Genomic DNA, 24725 nt, shown 5'->3' with positions numbered 1-24725 from the left:
CGTGACCCAGATCTCCCGGCTCTCTTGTAAGACTCATAGTGGAGAGCGGCACACTGGTCGGCATGAACGATTGGCCTGGGGGCACCTCCCGTCCGAGCGAGTCCGAGGGCGGGGGCGGGTGGCCCGACGACAACCGCGGCAACGGCGGCAACCGCTACGGACGCGGCAGCGCGGGCGCACAGCCTGAGAGCGCCCGCGTCATGCGACAGGTCCGCCGTGGGCCGGCCGCACCCGCTCCGGGCCAGGACGCGCCGCCGTACGGCGGCGGTGTGCCCCGTCAGCCGTCGTACGTCGACGGCCAGGGCTACGTCGACGGCCAGGGCTACGACAACGGGTACGACTCCGGCTACAACAGCGGCCATGTGTATGGGAACCCCAACGGGCCCGGCGGTCCGCAGGGCCCGGGCGGTGGCGGCGCGTACCAGCAGCGCCCCGCGCCGAACTGGCGGCGCCGGATCAAGTGGACCGCGATCACGCTGGTCACCGCGCTGGTCGTGGTCTCCGTCGGCACGTACTTCTGGGCGGACTCCAAGCTCCACCGTGACGTGGATCTCTCCAAGGTCATAGACAGGCCGGAGACCGGTCAGGGCACGAACTATCTGATCGTCGGCTCCGACAGCCGCGCCGGCCTGACCTCCGCGGACAAGAAGAAGCTGCACACCGGCTCCGCCGAGGGCAAGCGCACCGACTCGATGATGATCCTGCACACCGGGAGCAACGGCTCGACGCTGCTCTCGCTGCCGCGTGACTCGAACGTCACGATCCCGAAGTTCCAGGGCTCCGAGTCCGGCAAGATCAAGGGCCCGCTGGGCGCGAACAAGCTGAACGCGGCCTACGCGTTCGACGGCCCCACGCTCCTGGTCAGGACCGTCGAGTACAACACCGGCCTGCACATCGACCACTACGTGGAGATCGGCTTCGCCGGGTTCGCGGGCATCGTCGACGCGGTCGGCGGGGTCGACATGACCCTCGACCAGGGCTTCAAGGACAAGTACTCGGGCGCCGACTTCAAGGCGGGCAAGCAGACTCTGAACGGCGAGCAGGCCCTCGCCTTCGTCCGTACCCGGCACGCCTTCGCCGCCTCGGATCTGCAGCGCACCAAGAACCAGCAGAAGTTCCTGGCCGCCCTGGCCCACCAGGTCGCGACCCCCTCGACGGTCCTGAACCCCTTCAAGCTCTACCCGACGATGGGCGCGGGCCTCGACTCGCTGGTCGTCGACAAGGACATGAGCCTGTGGGACCTGGCCGACATGTTCTGGGCCATGAAGGGCGTCACCGGCGGCGACGGCAAGTCCATGAACATGCCGATATCCGGTTCCGTCGGCGGCAACCTCGTCTGGGACAAGACGAAGATGAAGACGCTCGTGGACGAGCTCAAGAACGACGAGACGGTCACGGTGTCGGGCAACTGACCCACCTCCACGCACCGTTGCCGGCGAACCGCCCCACCGTCACAGGTGGTCGCCGGCCAACTGACCCACCGACACCGGCGCTTGCCGATGTCGGTGGGTCAGTTGCGTAGGGTGATGCGGCCCCGAGTGCGCGGGCCGTCGAACTTGGAGCGGTCGACGACGGGCTTCGGCGCCGGTTCCGCGGCCATGAGGCGGATGGTGTCGCGGCCCGCCAGGGCGGTGCACCACTGGGCCAGGTGGGGGCGGGTGCCACGCGGCCCCGACGCCTCCTCCCACAGGTCCCGGACCGAGTCGGCCCGCCGGTCGTCGAGTACGCCGGACAGCGGCCGCAGGGGCTTGCCGGGCGAGCCGGGCGAGACGTACGCGTCCTGGCTCAGGACACGGCCCACCACCAGCGCCGCCTTGTAGCGGTCGCTGTCCACCGTGGCGGTGCCGGCGGCGGCCAGCGGGTCGTGCCAGTCGGGGGTGTCCGCCTGTTCCAGGACCGGGGGCCGGCCGGCCATGCGTACGCCGTCGCAGTCCAGGAGATACGGGGCGGGTCCGGGCCGGACGGTCCACAGCACGTTCGCGTGGGACACGTCACCGACGACCAGCCCCAGGGTGTGCAGCCACCGCAGGAGTCCGAGGACGGCGACCACCAGCGCGTACCGCTCGGCCGGCGACGGCTGCGCGACGGCCTGCCAGGCCGGCCTCGGCGGCCGGAGCAGATAGGACAGGTCGGTCAGCCGGGCCTCACCGCGCGAGGTCCGCCAGGTCATGGAGTCCGGCGCGCGACGCATCAGGAAGCCCGTCGCCCTGCCTCCGTCCATGACCCGGCACAGCGGCCACGCCGTCTCCCGGTCCAGCCGCTCCCGGTCGGCAGGCGCGAGCCCCTGGCGCAGGGCGACGAGTGCCGCGAGTTCCCCGCCGTCGGCCTTCCCCGGCTCGCGGTAGCTCTTGTACAGCAGCCGGCCGGGACCCGTGACGTCGTACACCTCGCCCTGGCCGCCGTCGCCGACGCGCGCTCCGAGGGTGAGCGGGCCGAGGGGCACGTCGGCGCCGTCGTCGGCGCTCACGGCACGGCCTCCCACAGGACGACGGCGGTGCGGTCGTCGTCGTACGACTTCACCCGGTACTGCAGCTGCCACAGGAAGTCGGCCGGTCCGGGCACGGCCCCCTCCCCCCAACCGGACCCCAGGAAGTCCCGCATCCCGGCGTCCCCGGCGAGCGGCGTGGACAGGCCGTCCGTGCACAGCACGAGGACGTCGCCGGGCAGGGCCGGGGCGAGGAGGCAGGCGCGGGCGCGGTGCCCGTGCGGCAGGGCGGCGGTGCGGGTGTCGATCATTCCGTCGCCGTCGTGCTCGGGGTCCGTGAGGGACAGGTTCCACTCACCGGCCCGCAACAGCGCCGTACCGCCGTCGCCGACGGCCAGGAAGCCGCGGGTGCGCACGCGGGGGTCGAGCGGGACGAGCAGGGCGCGCAGGGTGGTGGCGTACGCGGCGGGGTCGTCGCCGTGCTCGCGGGCTCGGTGCGCGAGCAGGGTCGCGACCCGTCCGACCGCGATGTCCGCCAGTACGGCGAACCCCGGCCGGTCGCCCGCGCGCAGCGTCTCGGCGAGTTCCGCGGACACGCTGTCCAGCTCCATCGCGGCGAGCCGGCAGGCCTCCTGGGACCCGACGTGCGAACGGGCCGCCGACCCCACGCCGTCCGCCACCGCGAGCAGCAGCAACCCGTCCGCGCCGGGCGCCCCGAGGCGCACCACGGCCAGGGAGTCCTGGCGCGGCTCGCCCTGATAGCGGTGCGAGTCGCCGCGCACGGACGCCGCCCGCACGGTCAGAGCGCCGTACCCGGCGCCGTCCACCACCATGTCGGGCGTCAGCGCCGCGGTCGGGTCCTGCCGGACCGAGGGAAGCTCCAGGGGCTCCGGCGCGTACAGCGGGGGCTTGGGTCCGGAGTGCCGCGGCGCGCCGAGCGTCGGAACGAGCCCGACCCGCGCGGCGGGCTCCTCGGACGCGGGTGCGGGTGCGGGGGTGAAAGTGGATGCGGGCGCGGGTGTGGCTGGGGGCTCGGGCCCGGGCTCGGGCTGCATGTGCACGCGCGGGAGCGAGGGCTGTACCGGACCGTGCGACGGCTGCTGCCGTACGAAGCCGGGCTGGGGAAACGGCGGCGTCGGCGTCGGCTCGTACGCGGGCCGGCCCGACGGCGGCGGCTCGTACGAAGATGAGGACGGCGACTGCGAGGTGGGCCCGTACGGCAAGGGTGGTGCCACGGACGCCTCGGGCGCGGTGACGGCCGTGTCGGGCTCCGGCTGGTCCTTGAAGACCTGGTCGACGCTCTGCCAGGTCTCGTCCAGCGGGTCGGGCTGCCGCGCGTCCGGCCAGCGGAACTCCGGTTGCGGCACGGCTGGTTGTCGCACATCCGGCTGTCTCGTATCCGGCCGTCGCACTTCCGCCCGGCCCGCGTGCGGCCGGCTCCCGTGTACCTGATCCCCCTGTCCCTGATTCCCCTGTGCCCGGCTCTCGTGGGCACGGCTCCCGGCCGGCTCCCGTGCGTCGGACTCGCGTGCATCGGGCTCGCGTGTGTCGGGCTGCCGTGGGCCGGTGCGGGACGATCCGGCGGCGTTCATGTCGTTCCCCATCGGTGCGACCTCACAGCTTGTCGAGAGAGACGATGGAGAAGCCGGGCACGGTGTCGTCCACGGCCAGCGTGAACCCGTTGCCGCCGTCCGCCCCGATGCTCCCGGCGGACCGGACGATCGACCGCGTGAGGCTGGAGGCGAATTCGCGCAGCGCCTGGGCCGGTGACACCGAGGAGTCCTTCTGCATGAACGCGCGGAAGTTGGCTACCCGCGCGATCGTCGACTCCTGCGCCTCGCCGATGCCGAAGGCGATGATCTTCGGGCAGAACCGTGACTGGGTGATCTCCTTGTACGCCTGGTCCCAGTCCGGGTCGGTGGGAATGCCGTCGGAGAGGAAGAAGACGACAGGTCGGTACACCTCGTGACCCTCCGCCTTCAGCCCCGCCACATCGGCCTCGACGCAGCGCAGCAGGGTGCGGAACGCGTCGCCGTACGAGGTGAGCCCGCCCGCGGCGAGCGCGGGGACCGAGTCGATGTCGCTGAGGTCGACGAGCGGTTGCAGCACGGTGGCGGTGTCGGAGAAGCCGATGAGGCAGAAACGCGTCTTGTCGGCGACGGTCGGGTTGGTGCTGATCTCGTGGTGCAGGTCCGGGAGCGCGCCGTTGATGGCGTCGATCGGCTCGCCGATCATCGACCCGGACTCGTCGCAGAGCAGGTAGAAGGGCAGGATCTGCAAGGTCTCGTACCTCCGGGTCAGTACGTGTAGAAGTAGATCTCGATGTCGGCGTGGCCCGTGGAGGCTCCGCCCTTCCAGAAGTCGCGGGTGGTGGCGGCGCGGAACATGCCCGGACGGGCCTTCTCCAGCAAGGCGTTGACCTCGTGGGCGTAACGGCCGCCGGCGCCCGGGTCGGTGTGGCGTCCGAAGGTCAGCACGAAGGCGGCGCGCCGGCCCTGGTAGCGCGCGGTCGCCCCGCGCAGTGCCCGCACGATGCCTTCGTCGTCGCCCGCGGGCGCGTCGACGGCCACCTTGACCGGTGTGCGGACCACCGCCCGCGGGCCGGTGTGCCGGGACTTCTTCCCGGCGGCCGAGGGGTCGGACGAAGAGGCGGGGTGCTTCTCGGCGGCCTGCGGGTCGCCCTGGTCCCCCATGGCCACCAGGGCGAGGACGAGCAGCATGTCCGCGAACAGCCAGCCCGCCATGTGCAGCGGCTGGAACCTTCCACCGCGCTTCATCGGGCCTCGGTCAGGGAGGCGGGAGGCAGCTGCGGGGGCTCACGACGGGGGTCGGCCGGGTCGGCCGGCCGGGGACCGGGCCGCCCCGGCTTGTCGGCGGGAGCGCCGATCCGGTCGGCGGGCACGCCGGTCCCGTCGGCGGGAGCGCCGATCCGATCGGCAGGCGCGTCGGCCGGGTCGGCGGGACGGCCGTGCCGGTCGGCAGGCGCGTCGGCCGGGTCGGCGGGACGGCCGTGCCGGTCGGCAGGCGCGTTGGCCCGGTCGGCGGGACGGCCACGGTGGTCGGCAGGACCGCCGGTTCCGTCGGCGGGAGCGCCGATCCGATCGGCAGGCGCGTCGGCCGGGTCGGCAGGCGTGCCGGCCCGGTCGACAGGCGCCCCGGCCCGGTCGGCGGGACGGCCACGGTGGTCGGCAGGACCGCCGGTTCCGTCGGCGGGACGGCCACGGTGGTCGGCTGGGCTCTCGGCGCTTTCGGTCCGGTCCGCTCGGCCCATCTGGTCCCCCGGATGCGTCAGGTTCGCGCGCACCCGGCGGTCCGACCGCAACTCGTCCACGAGTCGGACGAATTCATCCGCGGCGGCCCGCAACGCACCGCTCTGGGCGTTCAGTTCGCGCACCGCCTGCTGGGACTCCTCGACCGCTCGGGCCGTACCGTCCGCCACCTCTGCGAACCGGCCGAGGAGTTGGGCGGAGATGTCCGACGCCACCTCGATGCCGGTGGTGTAGGCACGCTGGGACGCGGCCAGCACGGTGACGGAGTCCTCGACGCGGTCACCGGCGCCCTGCACGGCGAGCCGCACCTCACCGCTCGCGTCGCGGACGTCGTCGAGCGCCTTGCGGACCTGCGCCCCGCCGTCACTGACGGCGGCCTCGACCCGGCCCACCGCGACTTCCAGGGGCTTGATGGAGGCGTCGACCCCGGCCAGCCTGCGTTCGGCGGCCTCCACCGCGTCGCCCACGGCCGAGGCGGCCGACGTCAGGTTCTTCTGGACCCGGACAGCTTTGTCGCCGAGCCGGCCGAGGGTGGCGGCGACTCCGGTGAGCTCGGCCGCGAAGCGTTGCGGGGAGCTCGACCGCTGCTGGTTCAGCACGAGTTGGGCACGGGTCAGCGCCGGGACGAGCGCCGCCATCAGCTCCTCGGAGCAGCGGTCGGCATCCGCCTCCCGGCGGGCGACGGCGGACCGCCGCAGGCCGTGCACGAGCACCAGGGCGAAGAGCACCGCGATGGCGACGGTGGCGCTCATCGCCACATGACCGAAGGTGAAGGCGCCGGTGAGGTGCCCCTCGAAACCTGACTGCCACAGCTGGAGGAAGGGCCGGGCGGCGGCCTTCGGATCCGCGCCGGTCAGCGCTCCGTACGCACTCGACGCCCGGGTCAGTCCGTACCAGGTGAGCATCAGCGGTACGAAGACCAGCGCGCCCAGCACCCCTTCGGCATAGGACCAGAGCGTGTGCTCCGCGCCCTGGCCACCGGTCGCCCGGAGGCTCTCGGGGCGGGCGTAGGCGGCGAGGAGGTCGAGTTCGGACCAGGGCTCCAGCGCGGTGACGTCCTGGTCCCGGAGCGCCGCCGCGAGCGCGGTCAGCTCTTCCTTCCGGGTTCCGAGCGCCGGCCGCTCCGCGAGGTCCTTGAGGCTCTGCGCGATCACATGACGGTCCATCAGGGCGTCTGACGGCATGCCCACCCCCACAACACGACGGACGCGGGGGCGTGTTGACGGCAACCATGGATCCCCACCCGTGTCGCGTGCCCCGTGCCCCCGCCGGTTCACACGCACCAGACGCGCGACCGAGGGCACAGAGAGTACTCCAGTCGACACGCTCCGCGCATAAACTCCGGACATACCCGCCGCTCTCCCCAACGGCGGCGCGAGGGGGAACAGTTGAGCAACGACGAGCGTGCGCGAGCGACCATCCGCCTGAGGCCCACGCCCGGCACCCAACCCCGGACCGGCCCACAGCGAGCGGCACCGACACCGCATGAGGTGCGACGGCTTCCCGCCGGGCGCGCCGACACGGCGCTGACCAGATCGGCACCGCAGGCCCGCATCACGGGCCGCGGCGTCCTTCAGGTGAACCTCAACCGGCCGCCGGGGACCGGGGCCGACCTCGACCTCGGCTGCATGGCCGCGTTCACGGACGGCGCGGCCGCGGCCGTGCAGCCGCTGGGGAACAACTTCGGCTCACTGGCACGGTGGCCGTACATGCGACTCGACCAGGACGACCGCACCGGTGACTCCTCGGACGGGGAGACTCTCCGGGTGGACCTGGAGCGGCGCGAACTCTTCCGGCAACTGCTCTTCCACGTCTATGTGTACAGCGGCGCCGTGGATTTCCGGAGCCTGGGCGCCACGGCCACCGTGTCCGCGCCGTCCGGCGGTTTCCGCATCGCCCTCGACGACTCCCCCGAGGGGGCCACGGGCTGCGCCATCGCCCTGGCCACGCCCGCGGAGGGCGGTCTCATGGTCAGCCGCGAGGTCCGCTGGTTCACCGGCACGCCGCGGCGGTCGGTCCAGGAGCAGCTGGACAGCGCCTACGGTTTCGGCCTCTCGTGGGTGCGGATGAGGAAGGACTGACCCGCGCCGACGCCGTGCGCGGCGGGTCGGGTCAGGTCAGGTCAGGTCGAGGGATCGGGGCGGGAAGACAAAAGGTGAGAGGCACCCACCAGGTGCCTCTCACCTCTACTGCCGATCCGCCGGCGATTTGCTGCCGATCTGCTGGCGATGTACCGCCAACGGGCGGCGTACTAAGGCAGGTTGCGCGCCATCACGATCCGCTGAACTTGGTTCGTGCCCTCATAGATCTGGGTGATCTTCGCGTCGCGCATCATGCGCTCGACCGGGTAGTCGCGCGTGTAGCCGTAGCCGCCGAGGAGCTGGACGGCGTCCGTGGTGACCTCCATGGCGACGTCCGAGGCGAAGCACTTGGCGGCGGCGCCCTGGAAGGTGAGGTCCTTGTCGCCGCGCTCCGACTTGGCGGCGGCCGCGTACGTCAGCTGGCGGGCGGCCTCGATCTTCATGGCCATGTCGGCGAGCATGAACTGGATGCCCTGGAAGTCGGCGATCGGCTTGCCGAACTGCTTGCGCTCCTGGACGTAGCCCTTGGCGTAGTCGAGGGCGCCCTGGGCGACACCGAGGGCCTGGGCCGCGATGGTGACGCGGGTGTGGTCCAGCGTCTTCATGGCTGTCGCGAAGCCGGTGCCCTCCTCGCCGATCATGCGGTCGGCGGGGATGCGGACGTTGTCGAGGTAGACCTCGCGGGTCGGGCTGCCCTTGATGCCGAGCTTGCGCTCCGGGGCGCCGAAGGAGACGCCCTCGTCGGACTTCTCGACGACGAACGCGCTGATGCCCTTGGAGCGCTTCGTCGGGTCGGTCACCGCCATGACCGTGTAGTACTCGGAGACGCCCGCGTTCGTGATCCAGCGCTTGACGCCGTTCAGGACCCAGAAGTCGCCGTCACGGACGGCCTTCGTCTTCATGCCGGCCGCGTCCGAACCGGCGTCCGGCTCGGAGAGGCAGTACGAGAACATTCCGTCGCCCTTGGCGAGCGGGCCCAGGTACTTCTTCTTCAGCTCCTCGGAGCCGGAGAGGATCACCGGCAGCGAGCCCAGCTTGTTCACCGCGGGGATGAGGGAGGAGGACACACAGACGCGGGCCACCTCCTCGATCACGATGACCGTCGCGAGGGCGTCGGCGCCCGCGCCGCCGTACTCCTCGGGTACGTGCACCGCGTGCAGGTCGCTGGCGACCAGGGCGTCCAGCGCCTCCTGTGGGAAGCGGGCCTCCTCGTCGACCGCCGCCGCGTACGGCGCGATCTTCGCCTCGGCCAGCGAACGGATCGCGTCCCGGAGCATGTCGTGCTCCTCGGACGGGCGGTACAGGTCGAAATCAGCCGATCCGGCCAAGGTCTCTCACGCTCCAAGTGATGCTGTGCTGGCTGCGCTAACTACCGTTAAGTAACACAAATTTTAAGGGCCTGCCCGCCAGACGGATACGTGAGCTTGGCGACAGGGGGAAAACCGCCCGTGAAAGCGCTCCCCCGCGCCCCGACTATGCTCGGGCGCGCACCGACGCCGCACACCTCAGGAGCACCCATGGCCCTCAAGATCACCGTGATCGGCACCGGCTACCTCGGCGCCACCCACGCCGCGGCCATGGCCGAGCTCGGCTTCGAGGTCCTCGGGCTCGATGTGGTGCCGGAGAAGATCGAGATGCTCCAGCGGGGCGAGGTCCCGATGTTCGAGCCCGGTCTCGAAGAACTGCTGCGCAAGCACGTGGCCGGGATCGAGGGCTCCACGGGCCGGCTCCGCTTCACCATGGACTGGGCCGAGGTCGGGGCCTTCGGCGACGTCCACTTCGTCTGTGTGAACACGCCCCAGAAGCACGGCGAGTACGCGTGCGACATGTCGTACGTCGACGCGGCCTTCGAGTCGCTGGCGCCGCATCTGCGCGGTCCCGCCCTCGTCGTCGGCAAGTCCACCGTGCCGGTCGGCTCGGCGGCGCGGCTGGCCGCCCGGCTCGTCGAGCTCGCGCCCGCCGGTGAGGACGCCGAGCTGGCCTGGAACCCGGAGTTCCTGCGTGAGGGCTTCGCCGTGAACGACACGCTGCACCCCGACCGGATCGTGGTGGGCGTGCGCAGCGAGCGCGCCGAGAAGCTGCTGCGCGAGGTCTACGTGACTCCGGTCGCCGACGGTTCGCCCTTCGTCGTGACCGACTTCCCGACCGCCGAACTGGTGAAGACCTCCGCGAACTCCTTCCTCGCCACCAAGATCTCCTTCATCAACGCGATGGCCGAGGTCTGTGAGGCCGCCGAGGGCGACGTCGCCAAGCTGGCCGAGGCCATAGGGCACGACGAGCGGATCGGGAAGAAGTTCCTGAGGGCCGGGATCGGCTTCGGCGGCGGCTGTCTGCCCAAGGACATCCGCGCCTTCATGGCGCGCGCCGGTGAGCTGGGCGCCGACCAGGCACTGACCTTCCTGCGCGAGGTCGACACCATCAACATGCGGCGCCGCGGCCAGATGGTGGAGATGGCCCGCGAGGCCCTCGGCGGCGGCTCGTTCCTCGGCAAGCGGGTCGCCGTGCTCGGCGCGACCTTCAAGCCCGACTCCGACGACGTACGCGACTCCCCGGCACTGAACGTCGCCGGGCAGATCCACCTCCAGGGCGGCCAGGTCACCGTCTACGACCCGAAGGGCATGGCGAACGCCAAGAGGCTCTTCCCGACGCTCGGGTACGCCGACTCCGCCGTGCAGGCCGTCCGGGGCGCCGATGTCGTCCTGCACCTGACGGAGTGGCGCGAGTTCCGCGAGCTGGACCCGGCGGTGCTGGGCGAGGCGGTCACGTCCCGGGTGCTGCTGGACGGGCGGAACGCGCTGGACCCGGAGACGTGGCGCCGGGCCGGCTGGAGCTACCGGGCCATGGGGCGGCCCACCGCCTGATCCACGCCATCGGCCGGCGCCCGTCGGGGCACCGGCCGAGGTCTGTCGCGGACGACGCCGGTCCGGCCGAGGCTCAGTCGGCCGGACCGGCGTCGGTTGCATTCTGCACCACTTCGCTGTGCGGTGACCGGAGACCTCCGGACTCCGTCCGCCCCCGTCCGCCTCCCCGCCCTGTCGCCGGTCCGGCTCCTGGTCGGGATTCCGGGACGCCTTCCGTGCGACGTCGGCGCGGCTTCGGGACGACTTCCGTGCGACGTCGGTGCGGCTTCGGGACGACTTCCGTGCGACGTCGGTGCGGCTTCGGTGCGGCTTTCGGTTCCGCTCCTGGTCGGCTGCCTGGTACGGCGTCCTGCCAGGTTTTCCGCCGCCGACGCCTACTTGGCGCGGTAACGGCGCATCTTGGCGCGCGCCCCGCACACCGACATCGAGCACCAGCGGCCGCGGCCCGCCGGCGAGCGGTCGTAGTACGCCCAATGGCAGGTCGGGGCCTCGCACGCCTTCAGCCGCGGCCAGGTGCCCTCGACCAGCGACTCGGCGATCGCGGCGGCGATCCGGAAGGCCAGGGGGACCGGAGAGGCCGGAGACGCCGGAGAAGCCGAGGAGGAGGCGCGGGAGGTCTCGTCGGTGGAGGGGACCAGGCGCGCGGCGCCGCCGCCCTCGTCGACCGCCACCCGCAGGGGCGCACGGGCGAGGAGTTCCCCGAGGGGGGCCACCTTCAGGTGCGCCGGATGGCCCGCGTGCGCCAGGCACACCGCCCGCAGCGACTCGCGCAGCTCGCGTGCCCCCTCCGCCTCGCCCGCCGCCAGGCCGAAGCGCGCCAGCCCCTCGGACGTGTCGAGGGAGTCGGCGCCCGACTCAATGTCCAGGGTGTTCACCAGGGCCTGGACCAGGGCCAGACCGCCGGGTGCGGGCGCTCGGTCATTCATGCTTGCGACGTTACCTCTTATGGGGGAGCATGCAGTAACCGTTACTTCTTGAAGCGGCTTACAGGTAACTCGCTCACAGGTAACTCGTCATTCATCGGTGTTGCTGCAGATCCCACGGAGGAAGTCATGGCTCTCGCCAAACTGGACGTCGTCGTCCTGGACTGTCCCGACCCGCGCGCGCTGGCCGAGTTCTACGCCGGGGTGCTCGGCGGCACCATCACGGACCAGACCGACTGGATCGACCTGGAGGTGCCCGGCGGTCAGCAGCTGGCGTTCCAGGCCGCGCCCGAACACGTACCGCCGCGTTGGCCCTCGCCCGACGGCTCGCAGCAGTTCCATCTGGACCTGAAGGTCGAGGACCTGGACGTGGCGGAGAAGGGGGTGCTGGCGCTCGGCGCGACGCCGCTGGACACCGAGGACAGGTCGCGTACGTTCCGGGTGTACGCCGACCCGGCCGGGCACCCGTTCTGCCTCTGCGCCTGCTGAGCGCGCCCGAGCGGGGGCACGTCCTGGAGCGCTCCAGGGGAGCGGCGGTCAGCCGTCCAGGTCGGCGATCTTCGCGGCGGACGGCTGTCGGCGCTGTTGGGCGGCGCGGGCCGTGAAGTCCGCGCTGCGCAGGGCGCGTTGGACATTCCCCCAGGTGAGCAGGGCGAGGTCGGACGCGGACCAGCCGCGGGTGATGAGCTCCGCGATCAGATACGGATAGCAGGACGCGTCGGCGAGGTCCTGCGGGTGGGCGGTCCCGGAGTCGTACGTTCCCGAGAGGCCGACGCATTCCGCTCCCGCGAGCGCGCGGACGTGGTCGAGGTGGTCGGCGACGTCCCGGACGGACGGGCCGGTCTGCTCGGCGGTGAGCGGGACCATGCACAGGCCCTTGGCGGCGCCCAGTTCGACCAGAACCTCGTCGGGGAGGTTCGACGGGTGGGGGCGCAGCGTGCGGGCGGCCGAGCGGGTGAACAGGACCGGGGCCTTGGAGGCGGCGAGGGCGCGGCCGATCGTGGCGTCCGAGGTGCCCGAGAGGTCGGCGAGCACACCGAGCCGGTTCATCTCGCGGAGCACCTCCTCGCCGAACCGGGTCAGGCCCGCCTCGCTCGCCCAGGAGGCGCCGACGAGCGTGAGGATGCGCAGGCCGAGCGCGTGCAGAGAACGCAGGATGCCGAGGGAGTCGCCGAGCGCGGCCGCTCCGGCGGGACCGAGGACGACCGCGACCCGCCCGCAGTTGCGGGCGTCGGCGATCTCTCCGGCGCCGCGCGTCATCCGCAGGCCCTCGGGGTGCGCGTGGATCACCGTTTTCACCAGGTCCAACTGCTCCAGGGTGGCGCCGACGGCCCGGTCCCCGGCGAGGCCCTTGGGCAGGTGCAGCGACCAGAACAGGGCGCCCACATGCCCTTCGCGCAGTCGTGGCAGATCCGTGTCCACGGCGCTCTCGCCCAGCTCCAGATCGAACCAGGGCAGATGGCGCAGCGCCCACGGCAGCCCGCTGTAGCCGTCCGCGACGGGGGTGCCGGCCAGGAAGGCACGGGCCCGCGCCAGCGGGTCGGCGCCGGGACCGGTCGCCGGGGCGTGGTCCGGGACGCCGGAACCGGCGACGAGGTGGGTGTCGCCTCCGAGGCGGGTGCCGGAAGGCAGCGGTTCGGTGTCGGGCCAGGCAGCGGACGGGCCGAGCTCTCCCACCTCGACGGTGGTGTGCAGTTCGTCCTGCAGGTCTGCCATGACAGGCTCCGTGGTGTGGACAGCGGCGATCGCGGTATCGCCACCGTGCCACGGGGCCCGGGGTGCTTCCTGGTGGGCGCGGCGTTCGGAGTACCCGCAGCGACCGTGCGGTCGGAGCGGGCGCGGGCCCGAAACTACCCGGCGCGACTCTCGGGCGCACGTCGAAGGAGCCCGAGCAGTCAGCCCGGACGCCTTCGGGAGCCTCGAAGCCCTGAAGCTCCGTAAACCGTCAGCCGTAAGCCGTATGCAAGCCGCCAACCGCCAACCGCCAACCGCCAACTATCAGCCGTCGGCGGTCAGCCCCGTCGGCAGTCGGCAGTCGGCAGTCAGCAGTCAGCAGTCAGCAGTCAGCAGTCCAACTGCTCCAGCGTCGCGTTCGACGGCGCCCGCCGGGACTGGAGGTCGCGGGCCACGTCCTCCGCCGCGCCCAGCACGCGCACGGAGTTCTGCCAGGTCAGCTTGGCCACGTCCGTGGACGACCAGCCGCGGTCCAGGAGCTCGGCGATCAGGTTCGGATAGCCGGAGACGTCGTCCAGCCCGTCCGGGGTGAACGCCGTACCGTCGTAGTCGCCGCCGATGCCGATGTGGTCGATGCCGGCGACCTCGCGCATGTGGTCGAGGTGGTCGGCGACCGTCGACACCGTGGCGATGGGGCGCGGGTTTTCCTCCTCGAAGGCACGGTGGATCTTCATGCCCTCGGCGGTGGTGTCGAGGTGGTGGAAGCCGTTCGCGCGCATGTTGTCGTCGGCCGCGGCCGTCCAGTCGACCGCCGCCTGGAGAACGAACTTCGGCACGAAGGTCACCATGGCCACTCCCCCGTTGGCGGGCAGCCGCTCCAGCACGTCGTCCGGGATGTTGCGCGGGTGGTCGCACACCGCGCGCGCCGAGGAGTGCGAGAAGATCACCGGCGCGACGGAGGTGTCGAGCGCGTCGCGCATGGTCGTCGCGGCCACGTGCGAGAGGTCCACGAGCATGCCCTCGCGGTTCATCTCCCGTACGACCTCGCGGCCGAAGGACGACAGGCCGCCCACCACGGGAACGTCCGTCGCCGAGTCCGCCCACGCGATGTTGTCGTTGTGGGTGAGGGTCATGTAGCGGACGCCGAGCGCGTACAACCCGCGCAGGGCGGCGAGGGAGTTGTCGATCGAGTGACCGCCCTCCGCGCCCATGAGGGAGGCGATACGGCCCTCGGCGCGCGCCGCCTCCATGTCGGCGGCGGTCAACGCGGCACGCAGGTGCGTCGGGTGACGGTCGATCAACTGCTTTACGCAGTCGATCTGTTCGAGCGTCGCGGTGAGCGCGCCCGGCAGGTCCGAGCGGACGTACACCGACCAGTACTGGGCACCTACGCCGCCGGCGCGCAGCCGGGCCAGGTCCGTGTGCAGGTGGGCGCTCTGGTCGACGGCGATGTCACGGGCGTCGAGGTCGTAACGGACCTGCTCGCGCAGGGCGTAGGGCAGGTCGTTGTGGCCGTCGACGACGGGGAACTCGTCGAGCAGGGCGCGGGCACGGTCGAGCGAGGGCAGAGAGGACTCCGCCTGGGAGGACGTGGACATCCGCGTCACTTCCCGAAGCCGAAGCCGCCGGCGGCGCCCTCGACCTTGGCGCGCAGTCGCTTGCCCTTCTCGGTGGCCTGGTCGTTCAGCTCCTGCTGGAACTCCCGCATCCGGCCCAGGAGTTCCTCGTCGTGGGTGGCGAGGATCCGGGCGGCCAGCAGACCGGCGTTGCGGGCGCCGCCGACGGAGACGGTGGCGACGGGCACGCCGGCCGGCATCTGCACGATGGAGAGCAGCGAGTCCATGCCGTCGAGGTACTTGAGCGGGACGGGCACACCGATGACGGGCAGCGGGGTGACGGACGCCAGCATCCCCGGCAGATGTGCCGCGCCGCCGGCGCCCGCGATGATCGCCTTGAGCCCGCGCTCCGCGGCCTGCTCGCCGTACGCGATCATCTCGTGCGGCATGCGGTGCGCGGAGACGACATCCACCTCGTAGGGGATCTCGAACTCGTCCAGCGCCTGGGCGGCGGCCTCCATGACCGGCCAGTCGGAGTCCGAACCCATGACGATGCCTACAACGGGGCTCATTCGGTGATCGTGCCTCTCAGGTAGCCGGCTGCGTGCCGGGCGCGATCGAGGACGTCGTCCAGGTCGTCGCCATAGGTGTTGACGTGGCCGACCTTACGACCGGGCTTCACGTCCTTGCCGTACATGTGGATCTTCAGTTGCGGGTCGCGTGCCATGCAGTGCAGGTACGCGGAGTACATGTCGGGGTAGTCGCCGCCGAGGACGTTCGCCATGACCGTCCACTTGGCGCGCGGACGCGGGTCCCCGAGCGGAAGGTCGAGGACCGCGCGCACGTGGTTGGCGAACTGGGAGGTGATCGCGCCGTCCTGGGTCCAGTGGCCCGAGTTGTGAGGGCGCATGGCCAGTTCGTTCACGAGGATGCGTCCGTCGCGGGTCTCGAACAGCTCGACGGCCAGGTGGCCGACGACGCCGAGTTCCTTGGCGATGCGCAGTGCCAGCCCCTGCGCCTCCAGGGCCAGCTCCTCGGCGATGCCGGGCGCCGGGGCGATCACGGTGTCGCAGACGCCGTCGACCTGCTGGGACTCGACGACGGGGTACGCGACCGCCTGGCCGTGCGGGGAGCGGACGACGTTCGCCGCGAGCTCCCGGGCGAAGTCGACCTTCTCCTCGGCGAGGACGGGGACGCCCGCGCGGAACGGGTCGGCGGCCTCCTCCAGGGAGCGGACGAACCAGACGCCCTTGCCGTCGTAGCCGCCGCGGACGGTCTTCAGGATGATCGGGAAGCCGTCGCCCTCCGCCCCTTCGGCGAGGCCTTCCGCCGCGAACGCGGCGACGTCCTCGACGTCGGTCACGATGCGGTGCCGTGGGCACGGCACACCGATCTCGTCGAGCTTCGCGCGCATCACGCCCTTGTCCTGGGCGTGCACGAGCGCGTCGGGGCCCGGCCGGACGGGGATGCCGTCCGCCTCCAGGGCCCGCAGGTGCTCGGTCGGGACGTGCTCGTGATCGAAGGTGATCACGTCACAGCCCCGCGCGAAGTCACGCAGCGTGTCGAGGTCGCGGTAGTCGCCGACGACGACATCACCGACGACCTGCGCCGCGGACTCCTGAGGAGTGTCACTGAGAAGCTTGAACTTGATGCCGAGCGGGATGCCCGCCTCGTGTGTCATACGAGCGAGCTGACCCCCGCCGACCATGCCGACTACCGGGAACGTCACGCTCCAAGAGTATCGGCCGCGCCACGATGGCCGGTTTCCGCGGCGATACGCCCGATTTTCCCTGCTGGTGACCGCGTCTTTTCTTACCTGTGAGCCCATGCACAGGCACCGTGCGGGGGCGCTGGTTAGCATGGGCTGGTTGGCGTATTCCACCGACTTCCACCGACACAGCAGACGACAAGACCCACCGACGGGGGCTGGCGACACCATGGGCAGTGCTTCATCGGGGCCTCAAGCGGGGCCTCGCAGCGCGGTTCGGCGCCGCTTCGACCTGCTCTTCCGCGAGGTCGCCAAGTTCGGCGCGGTGGGCGGTGCGGGGCTGCTCGTCAACCTGATCGTGTTCAACCTCGTACGCCATCTCACGGGCCTGCAGGTCGTGCGGGCCAGTGTCATCGCCACCGTCGTCTCGATCGTCTTCAACTACGTCGGGTTCCGCTACTTCACCTACCGGGACCGCGACAGGGGTGGCCGCACCAAGGAGCTGACGCTCTTCCTGCTGTTCAGCGTGGTGGGACTGTTCATCGAGAACGGTGTCCTGTACGCGGCGACGTACGGCTTCGGCTGGGACAGCCCGCTGCAGAGCAACGTCTTCAAGTTCCTCGGCATCGGCGTCGCGACCCTCTTCCGCTTCTGGTCGTACCGCACCTGGGTGTTCCGGGCGCTTCCGGCCCGGGAGGCGGTGGCCAGTGCCGAATCGTTCCTGGACGAGGACGCGGACGCGGACCCCGAGGCGATGAACCGATACGCCCGCGGGCCCGCGTGAACTGAGCGGGCGGACCCCGTCCGACTGTCCGCTGCCCCCGCCCGACTGTCCGCTGCCCCTGCCTGACCGTCCGCTGCCCTACCTGACCGTCCGCTCCTCGTCGTCCTCCGGGAGCCGCGGCGGCCGCTTCAGCGGGGTCCGGGACAGGAACAGGCCGAAGACCGGGGGCTGGGCCTGGAGCATCTCCAGACGGCCGCCGTCGGCCTCCGCGAGGTCGCGCGCGACGGCGAGACCGATGCCGGTGGAGTTGCGGCCGCTGATGGTGCGCTCGAAGATGCGGGCGCCGAGGTCGGTGGGGACGCCGGGGCCCTCGTCGGTGACCTCGATGACGGCCTGGTTGCCGATGACGCGGGTACGCAGCGCGACGGTGCCGCCACCGTGCATGAGGGAGTTCTCGATCAGTGCCGCGAGCACCTGGGCGACCGCGCCGGGGGTGCCCACCGCCTGCAGGTGGCGCTTGCCGGAGCTGACGATCGCGCGGCCGACGCTGCGGTAGGCCGGGCGCCATTCCTCCAGCTGCTGCTTGATGACCTCGTCGAGGTCGAAGGAGACGGCGGAGCCGGTACGCGGATCGCGGGCGTTGGTGAGCAGGCGCTCGACCACGTCCGTGAGGCGTTCCACCTGCGTCAGCGCGATCGTCGCCTCCTCCTTCACCGTGTCGGGGTCGTCGGTGAGGGTGATCTCCTCCAGGCGCATGGAGAGCGCCGTCAGAGGCGTCCGCAGCTGGTGGGAGGCGTCTGCGGCGAGGCGGCGCTCGGCGGTGAGCATCCGGGCGATGCGCTCGGCGCTGCCGTCCAGGACGTCGGCGACCCGGTCCAGCTCGGGGACGCCGTACCGCTTGTGGCGCGGGCGCGGGTCGCCCGAGCCCAGCCGTTCCGCCGTCTCGGCGAGGTCGGTGAGCGGGGAGGCGAGGCGGTTGGCCTGGCGTACGGCGAGGAGGACTGCGGCGATGATCGCGAGCAGGGCTACGGCGCCGATGACCAGGAGTGTGCGGCCGACTTCCTTGGTCACCGAGGAGCGGGGCTCCTGGACGGTGACCGTCTCGCCCGACTCGCCCTTGGCGGTGTACTGGATGACGTCGCCGGTGGGCTGGCTGCCGACCTCGATGGGATCGCGGCCCGGAATCCTGATCACGGCGTAGCGCCGGTCGGTGACCTGGTTCTTGAACGTCTCGCCGGTGATGTTCTCGTCGCCGAGGATGCGGCTGTCCACGATGCTGGCCAGGCGCAGCGCCTCGGAGTCCACGCGCTCCTGGGCGCTGTTGCTGATCGTGCGGGTCTCGACGATGACGAGGGAGACGCCGAAGACGGCGATCACCACGAGCACGACGGCGAGGGTGGACTGGATCAGACGGCGACGCACGGGGCCCTCCGGGCAGATGGCTGTACCGGGACCAGTGTGCACGTTCCGGTGCCCCGGCCCGGACGGGGCACCGGTCCGGCGGCGCGGGTTTCCGTCGCCGGCCGCCGAATGTCCGGCGTACGGGATCGCGGGACGGTCGGGCCCGTGCGCAGAACCCCGGGACAGCCGGGTGGCCCGTGTTCAGGACATCGGGACGTCGAATGTCCGGCACACGCGGCCCCGGAACGGGCAGGGGTCCGATGCACGCGGCCCCGGAACGGGCAGGGGTCCGGCACACGCAGCCCCGGAGCGAGCAGGGGTCCGGCACACGCAGCCCCGGAACGGGCAGGGGTCCGATGCACGCGGCCCCGGAACGGGCAGGGGTCCGGCACACGCAGCCCCGGAACGGGCAGGGGTCCGGCACACGCAGCCCCGGAACGGGCAGGGGTCCGGCACACGCAGCCCCGGAACGGGCAGGGGTCCGGTGCACGCGGCCCCGGAGCGGGCCGGGGCGGATGCACGCGCCTGTGGGGTGGAGCCGGGGCTTTCGGGCCGCTGCCCGCACTCGGGGTGGCGGGCCGGGGCGACGCCGTACCCCGTCAGGTCCCTTCCGCGGGGCTCGGCGTCGGGCCGGGTGCGGCGGCAGGCACCGGGCCCGACGCCGGAAGGACGGAACCGCCGGAGAGGCGAAAGCCCTCCGGCGAGCCGGGGCGCCCAGCCCGGGCGCCCGGTCCGGCGGAGCCTCAGGTCCTCCGAGACCTCAGCTCTTCTCGAAGCGGAAGCCGACCCCTCGCACCGTCGCGATGTAGCGGGGGTTCGCCGCGTCGTCGCCGAGCTTCTTGCGCAGCCAGGAGATGTGCATGTCGAGGGTCTTGGTGGAGGACCACCACGTGGTGTCCCAGACCTCGCGCATGAGTTGGTCGCGGGTGACGACGCGGCCGGCGTCCCGGACCAGGACGCGCAGGAGGTCGAACTCCTTGGCCGTGAGCTGGAGTTCCTCGTCGCCCATCCAGGCGCGGTGCGACTCGACGTCGATGCGCACGCCGTGCGTGGCGGGCGGCTGCTGGGGTTCGGCCGCGCCGCGCCGGAGCAGCGCCCGTACCCGGGCGAGGAGTTCCGCGAGCCGGAACGGCTTGGTGACGTAGTCGTCGGCGCCCGCGTCGAGGCCGACGACGGTGTCCACCTCGTCGGCGCGCGCGGTCAGGATGAGGATGGGCACGGTGTGGCCCTCGGCGCGGAGCCGGCGGGCGACTTCCAGGCCGTCCATGCCGGGCAGTCCGAGGTCCAGGACGACCAGGTCGACACCGCCCTGCATTCCGGCGTCGAGCGCGGTGGGTCCGTCCTCGCGGACTTCGACCTCGTAACCCTCCCGGCGCAGGGCACGGGCCAGCGGCTCCGAGATGGACGCGTCGTCCTCGGCGAGCAGTACACGGGTCATGGGGTGATGGTAGTCCGCCGCGGACGACGCCTGGGCAGTGATCCGCCTCCGTGATTCACACCCTCCATCCGGGTGTTTCTTACCTGCGGGTATGGGATGCGATCCTTAAGAACACCTTCGAATGATCGTCCGCGGTTCCATGATCGCCTGTGATCCATGTCTCAAGTCCTTCCATATGCCGCATTGCGATGTCGTATGGTGACCGGACGCCTCAAGCACTACATCGGGACCTTTGGCGTGCATTTGATGCTGAAGGTCTCTTCTGTGTGCGGGCTGGTGTCAGCCAGCCTCGAAGGAAAGACCTGTGGCCGGGCCCGGACGCATCTATGCGTTACGGGCGTGGATCCCGGTGGTCGCCGTCCGCCGCTTCGCAATCCGGAGCGGAATCCCCGTGGGCGTGGGGACGGACGCCGAACTCCGCCGGTGCCGGCCGTCCCTCATGGGCGCGTAACCCTCCCGAGCTCTCGGTCGCACCGGAGCACGGGGGACCCCCCAACAGCGCGTCCCAGACCAGCAAGGAACGACCATGGCGTCCAGCCTGACGAAGGACTCGGTGACTCCGGGAACCCCCGGTTCCGAGAAGACCTTCTTCGGCCACCCCCGCGGACTGGCCACTCTCTTCATGACCGAGATGTGGGAGCGTTTCTCCTACTACGGCATGAAGGCACTGCTCCCGCTGTACTTGGTGGCACCGGGCGGTCTGCACCTCAGCGCGGCCACCGCGACCGCGATCTACTCGGTGTACCTCTCCCTCGTGTACCTGCTCGCCCTGCCGGGCGGCTGGTTCGCCGACCGTGTCCTCGGCCCCCGCAAGACGGTCGCCGTCGCGGGCGTGATCATCATGCTGGGCCACCTCACGCTGGCTCTGCCCTCCTCCGGCACCTTCTACGGCGGCCTCGGCCTCGTGGCGATCGGTTCCGGTCTGCTGAAGGCCAACATCTCCACGATGGTGGGCCACCTCTACGAAGGCCCGGACGACGCGCGCCGTGACGGTGGCTTCACGCTGTTCTACGTCGGCATCAACCTCGGCGCCTTCGCCGCTCCGCTGATCATCGGCACCGTCGGTGAGAACGTGAACTGGCACCTGGGCTTCGCCCTCGCCGCGCTCGGCATGGCGCTGGGTCTCGCCCAGTACCTGCTGGGCGGCCGTCACCTCAGCGCCCGCTCGCACGAGGTCCCCACGCCGCTGACGGCCCAGGAGAAGTCCGCGACGCTGCGCAAGTCCGCACTGTGGGCCGCTGTCGCCGTCGTCTTCTACTCGATCGTCGGCTTCTCGGGCCACTACACGCTGAACTGGCTGCTGGTTCCGATCACGATCGCCGGTCTGGTCATCCCGGTCATGGTCATCGGGCGCATCAAGCGGGACAAGTCCCTGGACCGTGCCGACCAGTCGAAGATGTCCGCGTACATCTGGTTCTTCGTCGCCGCGGCCGTCTTCTGGATGATCTACGACCAGGGCGGCTCGACGATGTCGATCTTCGCCGACGAGTCCGCGAAGAACACGATCTTCGGCTGGGAGTTCCCGGTCTCCTGGTACCAGTCCGTCAACCCGGTCATGATCATGGCGCTCGCGCCGGTCTTCGCCTGGGCGTGGCTGTGGCTGAACAAGCGCGGCAAGGAGCCGAGCACGGCGACGAAGTTCGCCTCGGGTCTCATCCTTATCGGCGCGTCGTTCTTCCTCTTCCTGGCCCCGCTGACGATCGCCGAGGGCGGTCACAAGGCGGCCGCGATGTGGCTGGTGGCGATCTACTTCGTGCAGACCGTCGGTGAACTGCTGCTCTCCCCGGTCGGCCTCTCCGTCACCACGAAGATGGCTCCGGCGAGGTACGCCTCCCAGATGATGGGTGTCTGGTTCCTGGCCGTCACCGCCGGTGACGCCACGACCGGTCTGCTCTCCATCGCCAACGTCGACCTCAACAAGACGGGCATCGTCGCGCTGGAGGCCACGCTCGCCGTGATCGCCGGTGCCGCGGTGTGGATGTACCGCAAGAAGGTCAAGGCGCTCATGGGCGACGTCCACTGACGTCAGGTCCAGGACACGGCGAAGGGCCGCCGCACCGTTGGGTGCGGCGGCCCTTCGCCGTTTCCGCGGCCGACCGCCGGCCGACCGCCGGGCCGCAGCCCCGGCCGCCCCGGCCGCTCCCGCGCGCCGGCCGGCGGCCATGGCGAGGACCGGATCGAGGGGCGCGGGCGGGGATCAGCGCGTCCGGCGTCCCGGCATGAAGGTGAAGACCGCGCCGCCGAGCAGGATGACCGTGCCCGCCACCAGTCCGAGCGCCTTGAGCGCGCTGTGGCTGTCGGAGCCCGTCTCCGCCAGGCCGCCACTGGACGACGTACCGGCGGAACCGGAGCCGGACGAGGTGGACCCGCCGCCCGAGGCGCCGCTCGCCTGCTGCGAGGTGTCCAGGGTCAGGGAGACCTCCGACCTGGTCGGGGTGCAGGTCGTCGTCGTGCCCAGGGCCATCACCGTCAGCACACCCGGAGACAGGGTCGACGTACCCGTCGCGCCCGGCTTGTAGGTGCCCGTCAGGTCGGGGACCTCGATCGGGTCACCGGACTTGATCGCCGCGGAGTTGGTCGGGCCCTCGACATGCACGGCGCCCTTGTCGGCGCCGCCGAGGGCCACCTCCATCGACGGCTTGACGGAGTCGGCGGGAATGTCGGCCGGGCTGTCCATCACGGACTTCTTGAACTGCACGGTGAGGTCGTAGCTCCCGCCGTTCTTCTTGGCGTTGATCTGTACGGGGGAGGTGGCGCTCTTGTCTCCGATGGGCGTCTTGCACGCGTAGGGGACGGAGACCTCCTTGCCCGTGAAGTCGGTCTGCCCGCCGTCGCCGCCTCCGTCGGTACCGCCGCTGTCGCTGCCGCCGTCGGTCCCACTGCCGCTCGGCGACGGGGTGGCCGACCCGGTCGGCAGCGTCGGCAGACCGGTGGGGAGAGTCGGCAGACCCGTCGGGAGAGTCGGGGTCGGGGTGCCGCCCGTCCCGCCGCTCGTCACCTTGATGGTCGCGGAGGAGTTCACCGTCTCCTTGGGCGTGCACTTGGTGTCGGTGGAGATCGGCTTGCTGACATTGATGTTGTACGCGTCCGGAGTGAGCGTGACATCGCCCGCCGTCGTCAGTTTCAGCTTGCCGGTCATGTCGGACAGCTTCATGGCACTGTTCTTGGGGATCGCGGGGTTCTGCCGCGGCCCCTCCATCGCGATGTCCGCCGTCTGGGCGCCGCCCGCCTTCAGTGTGCCGGTGGGCTTGACGGTGTCCTTGTCGAGGTCGAGGACGTCGGGGTTCTTCGAGGCGGCCTGGGTGAACTTCCAGGTGATGGTGACCTCGTCGCCCACCTTCGCCTCGGTGGGCGCGGTGATCTCCACCTTCGTGGTGCCCTCCACCGGAGGCAGCCCGGAGATCGAGGGCGGAATGCATTCCGTCTTGTACGACACCTCGGCGGCCTGCGCCGGGGCGGCGGCCACTCCCAGCAGGATGCCCGCACCGCCGAGCATCAGCGCGACCCCGGCCGCGCCCGCTCTGCGGCCGCCGGCCGGTACCACTCTCCGTTGCGTGCTCACGTATGTCCCTTTCTCGTCTGCGTCGTCGGACCGTTCTCGTGCGGTGCGGAGAGCTGACCGTTCGCCGCGGTCCCCGGATCGTTGTCCGGGGTGAACCACGGCAGGGCCGGGACCGGGGAGGCCGAGGCGTCCGCCGGAGTCTGCTGGGTGGGGCTCGTCCTGGGCATGCGCAGCGTGAGCTCGGTCAGCCTCAGACCCCGGTGCCGGCCGGCCCGCCCGGTCGACCTGCGCGGGCGCACCCGGTCCACCACGGCCATGCCGACGCGGAACACCGCGGCCGGGACGACCACGCAGAGCAGGATCCAGAAGACGGTGACGCCCCAGGGGCGGCCCACGCCCCACGGCTGCTCGGCGAGCATCTTCCCGCCGTACTTCAGCGAGATCGTGTAGTCGCCGTGCGCCCCGGCCGACAGTTCGACCGGGAGCTCGATCTGCGCCTTCCGGCCGGGCGCGATGCTGCCGCGCCACTGTTGTTCGTCCCACTGCGGTGCGAACACCCCGTGGGAGGTGCCGACTTGGAAGACGGGGTTCTTCACCGGGGCGGTGCCGACGTTGCCGACCGTGAAGACGAGGGTGCGTGAGGGAGGCGATCCGAACCAGGTCAGCAGACCGCTCGACCCGTCGAGCCGAGTGTCGGTCAGCACCGAGAGCCGGCCGCCGCCCTCCTCCTTCGGCAACGGCTCGACCGAGTGGCCCGCCACCATGAAGATGGCGTCCGCCTCGGCCTTCTCACCGGTGACGGTGGCGACATGCACCACGCAGGGGCACGGCTCGGGCGGCTCGGCGACCGGCAGATTCTTGCTGAAGCCGCCCTTGGCGTCGGTGGTGACGGCCCGCCCGTCGGCGTTGGCACAGGAGTTGGTGCCGCCGATCACCCCGCGCGAGGGCACGGACTGCCCGCAGATCAGCACCATCAGCAGCACGCCGGGCCGCCATCCACTGCCGGTCACGGTGACCGAACCACCGGCACCCGCCTCGGACTTGGACAACGTCACGCTCGGTTTTCCGGCGGCGGACGCCGGGAACACCGAGACCGCCCCCGCCAACGGGACCAGGACGAGCGCCAACACCGCCCCCAGTGCCGCCGTCCGCATCTTGCCGCT

The 24725-nt window shown here is 71.3% G+C and carries 21 protein-coding genes; 6 read left to right on the top strand and 15 right to left on the bottom strand.

Annotated elements, in window-relative coordinates; all coding sequences use genetic code 11:
* The first annotated feature begins 62 nt into the window (after positions 1-62).
* On the top strand, positions 63-1412 hold the full coding sequence (locus ACFYR3_RS18035) for an LCP family protein (RefSeq protein WP_355854746.1): 1350 nt from the start codon (positions 63-65) through the stop codon (positions 1410-1412).
* A 98-nt stretch (positions 1413-1510) separates the two neighbouring features.
* Here the strand turns inward: ACFYR3_RS18035 and ACFYR3_RS18030 are convergent, their stop codons facing one another.
* The 5 genes from ACFYR3_RS18030 to ACFYR3_RS18010 all read right to left on the bottom strand — a co-directional run bounded on the left by ACFYR3_RS18030 (position 1511) and on the right by ACFYR3_RS18010 (position 6878).
* Positions 1511-2467 carry a hypothetical protein gene (locus ACFYR3_RS18030; protein ID WP_389283783.1) on the bottom strand — a complete coding sequence of 319 codons (957 nt, stop codon included), beginning with the start codon at positions 2465-2467 and terminating at the stop codon, positions 1511-1513.
* A complete protein-coding gene (locus tag ACFYR3_RS18025; protein WP_389283781.1) occupies positions 2464-3807 on the bottom strand; it encodes a protein phosphatase 2C domain-containing protein in 1344 nt (447 codons plus the stop codon). Before ACFYR3_RS18025 ends, ACFYR3_RS18030 begins: the two co-directional genes overlap by 4 nt.
* 232 nt (positions 3808-4039) lie before the next feature.
* Positions 4040-4705: a VWA domain-containing protein gene (locus ACFYR3_RS18020; protein ID WP_355854738.1), complete on the bottom strand. Its 666-nt coding sequence runs from the start codon at positions 4703-4705 to the stop codon at positions 4040-4042.
* A 17-nt stretch (positions 4706-4722) separates the two neighbouring features.
* Complete coding sequence (locus ACFYR3_RS18015) at positions 4723-5202, bottom strand: hypothetical protein (protein WP_355854736.1); 480 nt, start codon at positions 5200-5202, stop codon at positions 4723-4725.
* Positions 5199-6878 (bottom strand): methyl-accepting chemotaxis protein, encoded by a 1680-nt coding sequence (locus tag ACFYR3_RS18010; RefSeq protein WP_389283778.1) that lies wholly within the window; start codon positions 6876-6878, stop codon positions 5199-5201. The genes ACFYR3_RS18015 and ACFYR3_RS18010 overlap by 4 nt, the downstream gene beginning before the upstream one ends.
* Before the next feature lie 306 nt (positions 6879-7184).
* Between ACFYR3_RS18010 and ACFYR3_RS18005 the strand changes: the two genes are divergently transcribed.
* Complete coding sequence (locus tag ACFYR3_RS18005; RefSeq protein WP_355854730.1) at positions 7185-7775, top strand: tellurium resistance protein; 591 nt, start codon at positions 7185-7187, stop codon at positions 7773-7775.
* A 170-nt stretch (positions 7776-7945) separates the two neighbouring features.
* Here the strand turns inward: ACFYR3_RS18005 and ACFYR3_RS18000 are convergent, their stop codons facing one another.
* Positions 7946-9103: an acyl-CoA dehydrogenase gene (locus ACFYR3_RS18000; RefSeq protein ID WP_355854727.1), complete on the bottom strand. Its 1158-nt coding sequence runs from the start codon at positions 9101-9103 to the stop codon at positions 7946-7948.
* 189 nt (positions 9104-9292) lie between these two features.
* Here ACFYR3_RS18000 and ACFYR3_RS17995 point away from each other — a divergent pair, with 189 nt between their 5' ends.
* Entirely contained in the window at positions 9293-10636 is a 1344-nt protein-coding gene (locus ACFYR3_RS17995; RefSeq protein WP_389283776.1) for a UDP-glucose dehydrogenase family protein, read from the top strand.
* A 374-nt stretch (positions 10637-11010) separates the two neighbouring features.
* On the opposite strand, the gene ACFYR3_RS17990 is transcribed toward ACFYR3_RS17995, so the two are convergent.
* A complete protein-coding gene (locus ACFYR3_RS17990; RefSeq protein WP_389283774.1) occupies positions 11011-11562 on the bottom strand; it encodes a CGNR zinc finger domain-containing protein in 552 nt (183 codons plus the stop codon).
* A gap of 126 nt (positions 11563-11688) precedes the next feature.
* Between ACFYR3_RS17990 and ACFYR3_RS17985 the strand changes: the two genes are divergently transcribed.
* Complete coding sequence (locus tag ACFYR3_RS17985; RefSeq protein ID WP_355854718.1) at positions 11689-12048, top strand: VOC family protein; 360 nt, start codon at positions 11689-11691, stop codon at positions 12046-12048.
* A 48-nt stretch (positions 12049-12096) separates the two neighbouring features.
* On the opposite strand, the gene ACFYR3_RS17980 is transcribed toward ACFYR3_RS17985, so the two are convergent.
* The 4 genes from ACFYR3_RS17980 to ACFYR3_RS17965 all read right to left on the bottom strand — a co-directional run bounded on the left by ACFYR3_RS17980 (position 12097) and on the right by ACFYR3_RS17965 (position 16518).
* Positions 12097-13275 (bottom strand): dipeptidase, encoded by a 1179-nt coding sequence (locus tag ACFYR3_RS17980; protein ID WP_389283772.1) that lies wholly within the window; start codon positions 13273-13275, stop codon positions 12097-12099.
* Positions 13276-13622: 347 nt separating this feature from the next.
* A complete protein-coding gene (locus tag ACFYR3_RS17975; protein WP_355854712.1) occupies positions 13623-14831 on the bottom strand; it encodes a dipeptidase in 1209 nt (402 codons plus the stop codon).
* 5 nt (positions 14832-14836) lie between these two features.
* Positions 14837-15361, bottom strand: coding sequence for a 5-(carboxyamino)imidazole ribonucleotide mutase (purE, locus tag ACFYR3_RS17970; RefSeq protein WP_328555160.1), 525 nt, complete (start codon positions 15359-15361; stop codon positions 14837-14839).
* The gene (locus tag ACFYR3_RS17965; RefSeq protein WP_389283770.1) at positions 15358-16518 is read right to left on the bottom strand and encodes a 5-(carboxyamino)imidazole ribonucleotide synthase; all 1161 of its coding nucleotides are present in this window, start codon (positions 16516-16518) and stop codon (positions 15358-15360) included. The genes purE and ACFYR3_RS17965 overlap by 4 nt, the downstream gene beginning before the upstream one ends.
* A gap of 208 nt (positions 16519-16726) precedes the next feature.
* Here ACFYR3_RS17965 and ACFYR3_RS17960 point away from each other — a divergent pair, with 208 nt between their 5' ends.
* Positions 16727-17281 (top strand): GtrA family protein, encoded by a 555-nt coding sequence (locus ACFYR3_RS17960; RefSeq protein WP_355854709.1) that lies wholly within the window; start codon positions 16727-16729, stop codon positions 17279-17281.
* Positions 17282-17359: 78 nt separating this feature from the next.
* Here the strand turns inward: ACFYR3_RS17960 and ACFYR3_RS17955 are convergent, their stop codons facing one another.
* Together ACFYR3_RS17955 and ACFYR3_RS17950 are read right to left on the bottom strand one after the other, a co-directional pair.
* A complete protein-coding gene (locus tag ACFYR3_RS17955; protein WP_389283767.1) occupies positions 17360-18643 on the bottom strand; it encodes an ATP-binding protein in 1284 nt (427 codons plus the stop codon).
* 739 nt (positions 18644-19382) lie between these two features.
* The gene (locus tag ACFYR3_RS17950) at positions 19383-20060 is read right to left on the bottom strand and encodes a response regulator transcription factor (RefSeq protein WP_018566970.1); all 678 of its coding nucleotides are present in this window, start codon (positions 20058-20060) and stop codon (positions 19383-19385) included.
* 526 nt (positions 20061-20586) lie between these two features.
* Between ACFYR3_RS17950 and ACFYR3_RS17945 the strand changes: the two genes are divergently transcribed.
* Positions 20587-22083 carry an oligopeptide:H+ symporter gene (locus ACFYR3_RS17945; protein ID WP_355854703.1) on the top strand — a complete coding sequence of 499 codons (1497 nt, stop codon included), beginning with the start codon at positions 20587-20589 and terminating at the stop codon, positions 22081-22083.
* A gap of 174 nt (positions 22084-22257) precedes the next feature.
* On the opposite strand, the gene ACFYR3_RS17940 is transcribed toward ACFYR3_RS17945, so the two are convergent.
* On the bottom strand, positions 22258-23556 hold the full coding sequence (locus tag ACFYR3_RS17940; protein ID WP_389283819.1) for a hypothetical protein: 1299 nt from the start codon (positions 23554-23556) through the stop codon (positions 22258-22260).
* Between the two features lie 62 nt (positions 23557-23618).
* Positions 23619-24716, bottom strand: coding sequence for a hypothetical protein (locus ACFYR3_RS17935; RefSeq protein ID WP_389283817.1), 1098 nt, complete (start codon positions 24714-24716; stop codon positions 23619-23621).
* Between the last annotated feature and the right edge of the window lie 9 nt (positions 24717-24725).

The organism is Streptomyces sp. NPDC005784 (assembly GCF_042871525.1).
GTDB lineage: Bacteria > Actinomycetota > Actinomycetes > Streptomycetales > Streptomycetaceae > Streptomyces.
This window is presented reverse-complemented; position numbering and strand designations above follow the sequence as displayed.